Genomic DNA, 12,502 nt, shown 5'->3' with positions numbered 1-12,502 from the left:
ATCTCTCCTATTTTTCGGTATCAGACTTGTCATCATTTCTAATTTCATCTGAAATGGCAGGGTATTGGTGAGTTGCCTGTCTGGTTTTGTTGGAAGCTGATTTTCCATTTGGTCTTGTTTTCATAGCCCACCACGGTACTCTAATGACAAGATCCTTCATATTGGACTTAAAGGAGGGGCTGTAGGGCATAAAATAATCAACTCCAAATGATTTGAGTGATACAAGATGAACTAAAAGGGGGATAAGCGCTATCAGAATACCGAATAAGCCCAGAGCCCCCGCTATTAGCATAAGAGCAAACCGCAACAATCGGACTGCTGAAGCCAAGGTGACATATGGGATCACAAAGTTCGATATAGCTGTGAAGGCAACAACGATTACCATTGCACCTGAGACCAGTCCGGCTTGCACCGCTGCCTGCCCGATAACTAGAGCTCCTACGATGGAAACGGCTGGCCCGATGACCCTAGGCATTCGCACACCGGCTTCACGAATTACTTCAAACATCAATTCCATCATTAATGCTTCCAATAATGCGGGAAAAGGAGTTCCTTCCCGTTGAGCCATCAGTGTAATTAACAGCGTGGTAGGGATCATTTCCTGTTGAAAAGTCGTCAGGGCTATAAATAGAGAAGGGAGCAACAAAGTGATTAAAAAAGATACCACACGAAGAGCCCTTAAAAAAGATGAAATGTCATATCTCTGGTAGTAGTCTTCAGCCGTCTGAAAGAAATTAAAGAAGGTTACAGGTGCAATCAGAGCAAATGGCGTCCCATCAATCAGAACAGCTACTTGTCCGTCTAAAAGGCTTCCTGCGACTGTATCCGGACGCTCTGAGTTCAGCATGGTGGGAAAGAGACTAAGTGGTTCATCCTGTATGAATTCTTCTATGTAGCCACTTTCAAGTATACTGTCTGTATCAATGGATTGAAGCCGTTTAGTAATTTCATGCACGACTTCTGGATTAGCGACACCTTCAATGTAAGCTAATATAACTTTAGTTTGTGTATATCGCCCAATAATATGACTTTCAAACTTAAGGTCAGGTGTCCGCAATTTTCTTCTAATCAGTGTGATGTTGGTTGAGACATCCTCCGTAAATCCTTCTTTAGGACCCCGAACTACGGTTTGAGTACTGGGTTCCTGAATAGCTCGTCTTACTCCGCCGGCGATGGAAACTGTCAGGGCATATGTACTTCCATCGATAGCAATGACAGCATTACCGGAGAGGATGGATTGATAAATTTCATTTTGCGAGTGTATCATTTGAATATTTCCTGACGGGATTGTTCTCTTTATTAGCGAAACTGCGGTATTTTCTTCAAGCTTAAAAGAAGCTGCGAAGACCGGCTCTGTAATTAAGCCCTCCATTAAATCGGAAAGCAAGTTTTGGTCAATCAGCCCCTCGATATAACAAACGGCGAGATGTCCAGCATGGACAGGACTTTCGGAAAAATCACGAATGATAAAATCAGAGCTTTGTCCGAGTTTTAATTTTAGTATTGATAGAGTATGTGCTAATGATGGATTTATGGGTTTTGAAGAGGCCTGCTGTTTAGATTTTTCGATATCCTGTGTGTACCTTTTTCCAGGTTTCAGAACATTTCTAATCCAACGTGTCAACACAAGTGAACCCCCTCTTTATTGATAAAGCATATCTTTGCCCTGCACCCCAAAAATATACGCTATTTTTATGAATTGGATATTTAGTGAAAGACATTTGGAAGCCTCATAATTATCCGATTTCGCAAATCAACCAGCATAGGGTCTAGAAGAGTTTGACGTATAGAATATTTGAGTCCCGGATTGAGGAGACTACCTCTTATAGGTTTGAAATTTTTTAGAAAGTGGTGATCAGGTTTGAGTTTCTCGGATGATCAGCTTATCTGTCTCCGATTTGAGGACGAACTAGGGTATTTTGCTAAGGCTGCTGCTCCTCCTATTTATGAGACTGCTCCATTTTTCTTTGATACTTACGAAGATTATGCTGAAGCGGCTAATAATGAAAAGGAGCATTATGTCTATTCGAGGGGAACCAATCCTACCGTTCAGATTGCAGAGCAAATGATTGCTGCGCTGGAAGGTGGGGCGGATTGCAAGTGCTTTGCTTCCGGAATGGCTGCTATCAGTGCCTCTCTAATGTGTAGCTTATCCGCAGGGGACCATCTGATTCTGGTCGGACACATATATGAAACCTCCGTCAGCCTAGCCCAATATTTAAAGAGGTTCCATATAGACTATACAATCGTACATTCGACTTCTACGGAAGCAGTTGCTGATGCCATCAAATCGCAGACCCGTGCTATTCTTATGGAGTCTCCTACCTCATTCACATTCGATATGGTAAATATTCAGGAGCTAACTTCGCTTTCCAAAGCAAAGGGTATACGTACAATCATAGATAATTCATGGGCTACACCCCTTTTCCAAAAACCATTGAAATGGGGCGTAGATATCGTTGTTCACTCCGCATCCAAGTACTTGGGTGGTCATAATGATTTAATTGCAGGGGCAGTGATCGCTTCTAAAGAGATAATAAACCGTATGTATGCTGAAGAGTATGAGTTGATTGGCGGCTCGTTAGCTCCTTTTGAAGCCTGGCTACTCATTCGGGGTCTAAGAACACTCCCGCTCCGTATGGAAGCCCATCAAAGGAATGCTCTGTTGGTTGCTCGTTTTCTATCAGATCATCCGTCCATTTCCAAAGTGAATCATCCCGGACTTCCTTCTCATCCACAACATAAGCTGGCATGTAGACAGCTCAAAGGGTATGCTGGATTATTCAGTTTTGAACTAAAGGATTCGACTTATGAGGATATATGTAGAGTGATCAATAAACTGCGACTGATCCGGATCGGTGTATCTTGGGGGTCTATGGAGAGCCAGGTGATCTCACCAAACTACGGCTTCAATAAGCAGAGTCTAAAAAAACAACACATGCCTGAATCGCTTATCCGCCTGGCTGTAGGGCATGAGCCTGCTGAACTTTTGATACAGGATTTGGCTACAGCTTTAAGCTAAGCGAACATTTCAGTATTTTATCTAAAAAAGCGAAAGCAGCTCACGATAAGTGATGAACCGAATAACCATACGGAAGAATTTACGATGTAAATTCATGTTTGGTGGCGATAGCGGAGGGGTTCCACACGTACCCATCCCGAACACGACCGTTAAGCCCTCCAGCGCCGATGGTACTTGGACCGCAGGGTCCTGGGAGAGTAGGACGTCGCCAAGCAAATAAAAGTATGACCTCTACATAAAAAACCGCGATTATCGCGGTTTTTTTGTTTCCAAAAAGATGTGCTTGTCAAAAATGAAGTATGAATCCCTTAAGTCAAGACAAGTAAGACAAAAGTAAACCAGTTTTGTTTTTGAAAAAAACATGTTAAACTTTTCTCATAAAAATTGTACTTTCTGAGGTGAGTTGAAGTGTTGGAACGTTCTATGGAGAATACAAGGGAATTACACAAAGGAAAGGGAGTGATTTAAAAAAGAAAAGGAGATTATAAATGAGCACTTATCAAACAGTTATTAGTGATGGATTTGAGCTGAAATATGCTATAACAGGTAACGGAAGGCCGATATTGGTGATCGGCAGTAGTGTATATTATCCTCGCTTATTTTCAGACCATTTATATAAAAAGTTTCAGTTTATTTTTCTGGATCATAGAGGGTTTGCAAAACCGACTCGAGCTTTAAAACTAGAAGACTATACTTTGGATAAAGTTATTAATGATATAGAAACAGCAAGACAATGCCTTCATCTAAACGAATTTATCATATTAGGCCATTCCGGGCATGCCTTTATGGCTTTGGAATATGCTAAACAATACCCGGACTATGTTCAAAAAGTGGTGCTTTTAAATTCAGCACCTACGAACAGCCAGGAAAGACAGAGGCAAAGCGCTTCATTCTTTTATGAAACGGCGAGTCCAGAAAGAAAGGAACGTTTTGAAAAGGACATTGTTTTATTAGAGGAAGATATCAAAAGAGACCCTGATGGAAGATTTGTTCACATGTGTATACGAATGGGAGCCCAAAGCTTTTATGATTATGCCTATGATGCGGCTTACACGTGGAATGATGTGTACACGAACATGCCTATCATTGATTATTTATGGGGAGAAGCTTTCGGTAACATGAATTTGATACAATCCCTGGCGGATATCCATAAACCCATATTTATTGGTTTGGGAAGGTATGATTATTTGGTTGCACCTGTTTCATTATGGGATAGGGTCGATGACACCTACGAGAATGTGAAAAAAGTGATTTTTGAATATAGTGGGCATAACCCGATGTTTGAAGAATCTCATTGTTTTGATCAAACATTAGCCAAATGGATTAATGAAGATCACTAGGATTCTTGCTAAATCATCTCTTAGATGCTCAGTGGCCCGTAAAATGAGATCACCTTCATTTTACGGGCATTCTTATTGAGCGTTATTTACCTTTTGCACTGATGACAAAATACTATGACTTTGTTATTAGTGACTTGACGGCTTAACTAGGTTCTGTATAATAACCGAAAGGTAATAATGTATTGTTAGTTTTTCGTTGTACTTCTATCTGGAACAGCTCAAAGGATCAAGCGGACTGAACAATTTAGTAAAGCAATGATATGGAGGTTGTAATGAAATACGAAATTATTTTGTTTGATGTTGATGACACGCTGTTTGATTTTAAAAAGGCAGAGAGTCATGCGCTACATAATACGTTTACCCAATTTGGCTTGCCACAAGGGGCCACTGAGTATAAAGCTAGTTATGATGAAATCAACGGCGCGTTGTGGCGAGAGGCAGAGGAAGGACACATTACCTCAGCGCAACTGCGTGTGGAACGGTTTAAGCGATTATTTACTATTCATGATCTAGATTTCAATCCAAATGCCTTTAGTGCAGCATATTTACGTTATTTGGGTGAAGGTGCTTTTTTGATGGACGGAGCGGTAGAATTATGTGATATGCTGTCTGATTGTCGTTTGGCGATTATTACGAATGGAATCAAAGAGGTGCAAACCTCCAGAATTCAGCTTTCACCGCTGCGTGATGTATTTGAGCAGGTAATTATTTCAGAGGAAGTGGGTTGCCAAAAACCACAAGCTGGTATTTTCGATTATGCATTTACTAAGCTAGCCATTTCAGATAAAAGTAAGGTTCTCATGGTCGGTGATTCTTTGACCTCGGATATTCAAGGAGGGAACCAATACGGAATCGATACCTGCTGGTTCAACCCTGCTGGGAAAACAAACGCGTCTGGTATTCAACCCACTTATGAAATAAAAAGCCTGATGGAGTTATCGAATCGTGTGCTTTCAAAGCGTCTCGTACTGAATCGTACATCGGCTGAAATTAGATGAATAATGTCGAAATCAGAAGGCCAGAAATTAAGGACATCGAAAAGATAAATGAATTGTTTAGAATTGTGATTATAGACACGTTTGCTAAAGAAGGCATTGGTCATATGCTGGAAGACATAGATGAGGAAATTGAGACTAAGAGGGTATATTTGGAACGTGACTTTGAGAGTCACGGTGAACAACGATACTTCTTAATCGCTGTAGATGGGAATCATATAATAGGTTCTATTGAATATGGACCAGTAAGTGAACTAATAAGTAAATCTACCAATGCTACATTTAAAAATTTGTGCGAGGTAGGAACTGTATTTCTTCACCCTGACTACCAGAAGATTGGGGTAGGGAATTTATTGTTGAAATCAATGTATCTGACACTGAAAAATAGAGGAGTAGAAGAATTTTGTTTAGATAGTGGATATCGTATTGCGCAGAAAATATGGAAAAAGAAATTTGGCACTCCTGATTATTTATTAAAAGATTATTGGGGAGCAGGCTCTGATCATATGATATGGAGAATCAAAGTCAAGGATGCTATTAAATGATCAATTGCTTGGCAATCTCTTGTGTGTCTTTAATCTACAAGGACCAAAGTTATAAAACAAGGCAGGCCGGAAAATCGGCCTGCCTTGTTTTAATTTTTTTATCGTCACTGGCTGGTCCATGATTAGCAGGAGACAGCTTTAAGGCGGAAGGTAGAGCTGGCGAAATCTCCAGTGAGATCGGAGACCACAAGCCCAATTCTCATTAGGCGGTCACCTCCGAAAATTTCTCCATCAAATGCTACGCGGAAGGGGGAACCGTCATCTTCCACTAAGGTATTACCCGTATGGACTGCAGTGTTGCCCGTCGCTCCGTGTTCGATTATATACTTTTTATCTGGGTCAAGTCCTTTTAGAGTTAGTCGCCGGATGGGCCCATTCGGTTCAGCTAGTACACGGAAGTAAGCGACAAAAGCTTCGGACTGGTCCTCGCTAACGAACATCCAGGCCGTGTCGCCTCGGCCCTCAAATGGACTAAGGAGTCGATACATATCTCCTTGCTGTACAAGGGAACGAATTTCCTTATACTGGGCGATTTGTTTGGCAGCGAGCTCCTTTTCTTCATTTGTAAAGGCAGTTAGGTCAAGTTCGTAGCCAAAATTCCCGCTCATTGCCACGTCGCCGCGTATAGCGAGAGAGGTGATTCGCCCCACCTGGTGATTCGGTACATTCGATACGTGTGCGCCCATGGTACTGGCCGGATACACGATGCTTGTGCCATACTGGATAGCCAATCTTTCAATGGCATCAGTATCGTCACTGGTCCATGTCTGCGGCATATAGTAGAGCATTCCTGGATCGAATCGTCCACCGCCTCCGGAACAGCTTTCGAACAAGATGTCCGGGAACTGGGAAGTCAGACGTTCCAGAAGATCGTAAAGTCCGAGCATATAACGGTGCGCAGTTTCCTTTTGTCGCTCGCTAGGAGCTGTAGCCGAAGCAATCTCCGTCATATTACGGTTCATGTCCCACTTGACATAAGTAATCGGAGCGATCGAGAATACGGAGCTAAGCGTCTCGTACAAGTAGTCGCATACTTCCTTGCGGGAAAGATCGAGCACCAGTTGGGATCGGCCTTCCGTCCGCCGCCGACCTTCCGCATGTAGGCACCAGTCGGGATGGTTGCGGTACAGTTCACTATCAGGTGATACCATTTCCGGCTCAACCCACAAGCCAAACTGTAATCCTTGTTCATTAACCCGTTTGGCCAGGTCGGCAAGGCCGCCAGGCAACTTGCGACGGTCTTCAAACCAGTCCCCAAGCGAATTGTCGTCGTTGTCGCGCTTACCAAACCAACCGTCATCTAGAACAAAGAGCTCAATTCCAAGGGGCCCTGCTTCCTTGGCAATCGCTTCGATTTTATCGGCGTCAAAGTCGAAATACGTGGCTTCCCAATTGTTCACGAGAATAGGACGCTCTTTGTCACGGTAAGCCCCCCGGCACAGGCGTGTGCGATAGAGTCGGTGATAGGTGCGTGACATGCCCCCAAGACCTTCTTCAGAAAAGACCAATATGGCTTCAGGGGTCTGGAATGACTGACCCGGCTCAAGCCGCCAGGAGAAGTCAAAAGGATTGATTCCGACACTTACACGAGTCTGGTTGAACTGCTCTACTTCTGCCTGTGCGACGAAGTTGCTGCTGTAGATTAGACTGAAACCGTACACATCCCCACGATCTTCAGTCGCATCAGGACGAAGCAGTGCCAGAAATGGATTCATTTGGTGACTGCTGGAACCCCTTCGGCTCTCGAGCCGAAGGGAGCCGGGTCCGAGATCGCGGCGTTGGATATGTCTTTCCCGAACCCAGGCTCCAGGTAAGTAGAGAGCTTGGTAGTTGGAATCGGCGAAGTCGACAGAGGCGCTCATGGCGTGTTCAATATTCATGGTAGCGCTTCCCTTTTGTTCAAAAAGAGTAGACCTCGCAATGGCACTGTGATTCGCAAATACAGTATAGAGCAGTGTAGTCTTAAGCCCAGAGTATGGATCCTCAAGGATCAAAAAGAGGGTTGTGGCTTCATCATCCGATTCGGTATAGACGGAAGGAAGTCCTTCGAGCTTTGGTTTACCCGGTTCAATACGGTAACCACTATATTTCAGCTCCGTAGTCCGAGTCCCGTCCGCAAGTGCAACCTGGTAAGCTGGTTGACGAAAGTCGCTTGTTCCATACTGGGGGTATTCCTGTGGAAGCGTGTCCAAAGAAATTGTACGGCTGGAAGAAACGGGAGTGGGAGAGAAGGAGCAACGCTCCCTAAGCTCCAATATACTTGCGAGACTTTGGTCATGATGAAGTTGAGCTCCCCAATAGACATGTGCGGGATATCCTTCTACAAGCTGGATAATATAGCTGCAATCCTTGGACTGCAAATGAAACAAACCAAGCGCCTCGTTAACATGAATGTTCATGATATTCACTCCTTAGGGGGTTATCATTATTGTTTTACGTAAGGATACTGATCAATGACAATAAGGCTCTCAAGTACTGATTTTAGCCTTTTTTGCATGAACTCTCCCGAATGACAAGCTTAGTCCCGATCACGCTATACGCAGGTGGTTCACGCCCCTCAAACCGTTCAGAGAGCAGTTGCACGGCAGCCTTTCCCATCTGTTCAGGATAGGCACGGACGGTGGTTAGCGGAGGCTGCACGAAGGCTGCCATCTCAATGTCGTCGAAGCCGACAACAGCCATATCCTCTGGTACCTTGACTCCATGTCCATGAAGGGCGCGGAGGGCACCAATAGCGAGCGGATCGCTTGCAGCGAAGCAGGCCGTCGGTCGTTCCTGTTGGGTTAGAAGCTCGTTCATCATGAGATAACCATCCGCGGTACTCCAGGCACCTATACGGACGAATTGAGGATTGTACAACCCCTGTTCCCGCATGAATCGTTCAAAATAATGCGCTCTTCGCTCACCGTCGCTCTTACCGCCGATAAATCCGATTTGTCGGTGGCCAAGCTCAAGTAGATGTCCGAGCGCCTGATCAACAGCTTGCCGGAAATGAAGTCGTACAGAATCATACTCCAGCTGTTCATGGTACTGGTCGACAAGGACAATGGTGTTCTTGTCAGGATGAAGTTTGAATACCTCTTCAGGATCAACGCCGCCCACAACAATCAGACCGTCCGCCTTCTGCAGGGTGCCGATGGATGAGCGGCCTCGCAAGGTCTGGCCCAACGTCAGTCCAAGCTCTTCACAGCGCAGTTCGATTCCACGGCGGATCGAGGCGTAATACGGATCGTCTCTTTCCTCCTCAATAGAACACCACAGCAGGAGGGAGACGGTTTTCCCGGCACGTTCCGTATTCTGCTTTAATTGCCTCAGCCGGGTAGGCTTATACCCGAGTTGCTCGGCAACCAAAAAAATTCTGCTTTTGGTGTCTGGGCTTACGGACAGTGACAGATCGTTATTTAAAACCCTTGAAACGGTTGCGGCAGACACACCCGCTTCGCGGGCAATGTCTTTAATGGTTGCCAAAAGAGCTCACACCTTTTTAGTTAATAATTTTACTAAAAATCGACTTTATCCTAACACATCTTTAAAGCACTTTCAAGATGGACGGTTGAATTTTTTTAACATTATTTTTGATCTACTACTGTAGAGATTGTTTGTGTTAACATGATGAATATTCTCTTGATGACGGAGGGGTCCTAGTTGAATATTCTGTCACTAGCTCGTAAGTGGTTTGGTCGACTTCGCTTTAAAAGCAAGGTTATAACGGTATTTCTTCCGCTAATTATTGTTTCTCTGCTTACTCTTGGACTGTTGTCCAACCAGCTTTTCAGCCGTTCTTTGATAGACCGAACCACCAGCAACGTGGTCGATGAGTCTCAGCTTATCTTGTCTCGGACCGATTACATATTCAGCAGTGTGGAAACAGCGGCCAATATTATGGTGACGAATATTAACCGGATGTATGATTCATACGGTGCCAAACCTGGTACTGCGATGGAGTCTATTCAGTTTGGAAACTTGATGCAGAGCCGCCTATCCATTGATTTGTCAATCTTTCGTGAGGTGGATGCCGCTGTATTTATTGATAATGAAGGGACAATTTTCGCCTCTTATACCGAAAGCGGGGATGATCGCAAGATCTATAGCATGCTTAAGCGGGTAAGGGAATCCGAAAGTTATGGACAGGCACTCTGGTTTGATATGGAGAAGAGGGATTTCCTAACACCAGATCCGAACTCTCCGGTTTTGACGTTGGGGAAGACGGTCATTAATATAGACACGGGCGAACCCTACGGAACCCTTTTTCTGTTAGTGAAGGAAGAAGGTTTGTCCGATTACTTCCGTTCCAGCGATCCGGATGCGCCCAAATCTTATTATTTTTTAGATAACGGAATGCGCGTGGCGGTGGCAGAAGACAATGAGATGCTGATGAATCCGGTGAATCCACAGCTAGGTGAGGCCATCCAACGTTGTGCGCCTAATGCATCCCAAGGAACGTGCTCATTCGAGGATGAGGGCAATCTGGTAACGGTCACTGATTATACCCGGATGGATTGGAAGTTGGTCAATATCGTATCTCTTAGCCTGCTTACGGCTGATGTCCGGCAAAATGTTAGATTGTCGCTCTTAATCGGCATATTGTGCCTTGTTTTTTCCTGGCTGGGCGCTAGCTTTCTATCCAAAATGGTCGTTAGCCCTCTCGAACATCTGACTAGGGCCATGCGAAAAGTAGTAACTGGTGACCTGCAAGCGGTTACGACAGTCCGCACAGAGGATGAGATCGGTACGATTGCTGAAGCGTTTAACTTTATGGTAAGAAGAGTTCGGGAGCTGCTGGATGAGGTAAGGCAGGAACAGAACCGTAAGCGTGAATATGAGCTCGCACTGATAAGCGCCCAAATTAAACCGCATTTTCTGTACAACACTTTGGATACCATTTATGCACTCAATGAGTTAGATCGTAATGATGAGGCTAGAGATACTACAAAAGCGCTGGCAGATTTTTATCGAATGGTGCTGAACAAGGGACGGGAATTAATTACTTTAGAAAAGGAAGCTCAGATTACTGATGATTACCTGACGATTTTGCAAATCCGTTATCCCGATGTGTTTCGCTATGAAGTGGATATCCCTGCCGAGCTTGCAGGTACACCTATCCCGAAGCTCTCGCTTCAGCCGCTTGTCGAGAATTCGATTTACCATGGTCTTAAGAAGAAAGGAACAAAAGGTTTTATCCGTATTTTTGCCTTTAAACAGGGTGATAAGGTGATCGTTCGGGTGGAGGACAACGGTGTGGGGATGGATGAATTCCAAGTTCAGACTATTATGTCCAGACATTTACCGAAAGAAGGAATACGATCAATCGGTACCTACAGTGTTCAGCAACGACTGAGTCTGTATTTTGGCGAGGAGTATGGGATATCCGTTCAAAGTATTCTCGCGGAGGGAACAACTGTTGACCTGTCGTTGCCGATGCTGCCAAAGGGGAGTGAACACCAAGATGTATAAAGTGATGATTGTCGATGATGAGCCGCTGTTCCGAGACTTTCTGCGTATAAAGATAGATTGGGAAAGTCATGGCTTTCGGGTTTGCTGCGAAGCAAGGAACGGACAGGAAGCACTTCAAGAAGCCGAGCGGCATCAGCCGCATCTCGCCCTCGTAGATATCAATATGCCCTTCATTGATGGAATTGAATTAGCCGAGAGGTTGAAAGTCAAGTTCGAACGCATCGTTATTGTATTCATATCTGGACATAACGAATTTGAATACCTACAGAAGGCGGTTCGAACCGGAGTGCAGGATTATTTGTTGAAGCCGTTCAATGCAGAAGAAATGCTCTCGATGTTGGAACGTATTAAGCCGAAACTACCGGTGTTTCTGCAGGAGAGCGAAAGTACCGAGTGGGGTCATGGTAGCGAAGCGTTGCACGGCAGAGCAAGTATGCCTGATTTGGGCCATCTGCGTGATGCAGTCGTGCTAGACCTTCGATTGAAAGACAGTGAAACGTTAGAGGAAGTCCGTAAGGCAATCCAGCAGCTTAGTATATATAAGTGGGGGGACGAATACGCGGACGCGATGCTTATGGGAATCGTATCTCTAGCACTTTCCTTTGCAAGTGAACGCGGCATTCCTTATGATCGGCTATGGGATGAAGGTTTGAACAAGTCTCCTTATGACCGGCTTCGGGAGTTAGATTCCTGGGAGGCTGCTGAAGGATGGATGCTCGCTTTGTACCGCAGGCTGATCCAATTGATGGAGAATATGCACTCTACGAAGGCTTCCAATCTTTTTGCTGCGGCGATCACCTATATCGAGGAGCATTATGCAGACACAGAGTTGTCTGCTGAGCAGGTTTCGTGTGGGGTTTTCGTCGATCCCAGCTATCTGCGGCGCGTCTTCCGCAAGGAGTCCGGCTTCTCCATAGTGGATCATATTACACATATTCGGATGAAGAAGGCTAAGGAGCTCTTACTGAACAGAAATCGGAAGTTGGCGGAAATCGCTGAAAGTGTTGGATACAGTGACCCCAATTATTTCAGCAAATGCTTCAAGAAACGCTTTGGCATGACACCGACTGAATATGAGCAACTCCAAAAAAGGTAGCTCTTGTCCTGCGAGGCAGAACAACATCGATTTAAGCCTGGCGGTTTTCC

At 44.8% G+C, this 12,502-nt stretch carries 9 protein-coding genes and 1 rRNA gene; 7 read left to right on the top strand and 3 right to left on the bottom strand.

The window, feature by feature from the left end:
- Window positions 1-7: 7 nt before the first annotated feature.
- A complete protein-coding gene (locus MHB54_RS27380) occupies window positions 8-1,627 on the bottom strand; it encodes a spore germination protein (protein ID WP_068939432.1) in 1,620 nt (539 codons plus the stop codon).
- Between the two features lie 234 nt (window positions 1,628-1,861).
- Here MHB54_RS27380 and MHB54_RS27375 point away from each other — a divergent pair, with 234 nt between their 5' ends.
- The 5 genes from MHB54_RS27375 to MHB54_RS27355 all read left to right on the top strand — a co-directional run bounded on the left by MHB54_RS27375 (window position 1,862) and on the right by MHB54_RS27355 (window position 5,902).
- Window positions 1,862-3,022: a trans-sulfuration enzyme family protein gene (locus MHB54_RS27375; protein ID WP_068939431.1), complete on the top strand. Its 1,161-nt coding sequence runs from the start codon at window positions 1,862-1,864 to the stop codon at window positions 3,020-3,022.
- A 97-nt stretch (window positions 3,023-3,119) separates the two neighbouring features.
- A 5S ribosomal RNA gene (gene rrf, locus MHB54_RS27370) occupies window positions 3,120-3,236 on the top strand.
- A gap of 274 nt (window positions 3,237-3,510) precedes the next feature.
- Window positions 3,511-4,362, top strand: a complete 852-nt coding sequence (locus MHB54_RS27365) for an alpha/beta fold hydrolase (protein WP_071558761.1) — start codon at window positions 3,511-3,513, stop codon at window positions 4,360-4,362.
- A gap of 272 nt (window positions 4,363-4,634) precedes the next feature.
- A complete protein-coding gene (locus MHB54_RS27360) occupies window positions 4,635-5,360 on the top strand; it encodes a YjjG family noncanonical pyrimidine nucleotidase (protein ID WP_071558760.1) in 726 nt (241 codons plus the stop codon).
- The gene (locus MHB54_RS27355) at window positions 5,357-5,902 is read left to right on the top strand and encodes a GNAT family N-acetyltransferase (protein WP_071558759.1); all 546 of its coding nucleotides are present in this window, start codon (window positions 5,357-5,359) and stop codon (window positions 5,900-5,902) included. The genes MHB54_RS27360 and MHB54_RS27355 overlap by 4 nt, the downstream gene beginning before the upstream one ends.
- A 122-nt stretch (window positions 5,903-6,024) precedes the next feature.
- Here the strand turns inward: MHB54_RS27355 and MHB54_RS27350 are convergent, their stop codons facing one another.
- Both MHB54_RS27350 and MHB54_RS27345 read right to left on the bottom strand, forming a co-directional pair.
- Window positions 6,025-8,301 (bottom strand): alpha-galactosidase, encoded by a 2,277-nt coding sequence (locus MHB54_RS27350; protein WP_264453790.1) that lies wholly within the window; start codon window positions 8,299-8,301, stop codon window positions 6,025-6,027.
- A gap of 82 nt (window positions 8,302-8,383) precedes the next feature.
- Complete coding sequence (locus tag MHB54_RS27345; protein ID WP_025723649.1) at window positions 8,384-9,370, bottom strand: LacI family DNA-binding transcriptional regulator; 987 nt, start codon at window positions 9,368-9,370, stop codon at window positions 8,384-8,386.
- A 177-nt stretch (window positions 9,371-9,547) separates the two neighbouring features.
- Between MHB54_RS27345 and MHB54_RS27340 the strand changes: the two genes are divergently transcribed.
- Both MHB54_RS27340 and MHB54_RS27335 read left to right on the top strand, forming a co-directional pair.
- Complete coding sequence (locus MHB54_RS27340) at window positions 9,548-11,356, top strand: cache domain-containing sensor histidine kinase (protein ID WP_264453789.1); 1,809 nt, start codon at window positions 9,548-9,550, stop codon at window positions 11,354-11,356.
- The gene (locus tag MHB54_RS27335) at window positions 11,349-12,452 is read left to right on the top strand and encodes a response regulator transcription factor (protein WP_028541314.1); all 1,104 of its coding nucleotides are present in this window, start codon (window positions 11,349-11,351) and stop codon (window positions 12,450-12,452) included. Before MHB54_RS27340 ends, MHB54_RS27335 begins: the two co-directional genes overlap by 8 nt.
- Window positions 12,453-12,502: the final 50 nt, after the last annotated feature.

Origin of the sequence: Paenibacillus sp. FSL M7-0802, from assembly GCF_038004945.1 — a bacterium.
In the GTDB taxonomy this organism is placed as follows: Bacteria; Bacillota; Bacilli; order Paenibacillales; family Paenibacillaceae; genus Paenibacillus; species Paenibacillus polymyxa_B.
The sequence above is the reverse complement of the archived record's forward strand: the minus strand, read 5'-3'. Positions and strand labels throughout refer to the sequence as shown.